The sequence below is a fragment of the Gilvimarinus sp. 1_MG-2023 genome (assembly GCF_030548285.1).
In genome coordinates this window covers 1-229 of sequence record NZ_JAUOSC010001909.1, presented here as the reverse complement: position 1 = coordinate 229, position 229 = coordinate 1, and the positions used below count along the sequence as shown (strand labels likewise).

Annotated in this window: 1 pseudogene; it reads left to right on the top strand. The window is 48.0% G+C overall.

Annotated features, from left to right (window positions below):
• A pseudogene (locus Q4563_RS23335) lies at window positions 1–229 on the top strand (hypothetical protein); the annotation flags it as partial.

Here is a 229-nt window from a genome sequence, read left to right as displayed (position 1 = left end):
CAGCAGGTGGTCGCGGATTCTGGTTTTATTTCACAGGAACTGAAAGAAGTCGTGCCGGAGTTTTATAGTGAGTTACCGTCTGATTTTCGTGAAATAACCAATGATGCCAAGCGTTTGACGATTAATTTCCGTTTTCGGGCCGGGAGCGCATCGCTGGACAATAAAGCGCTGAAGGATATTGAGCGGCTGGTTAATTATCTGCAGCAGAAAGGCCGCAACGATGCCGAAG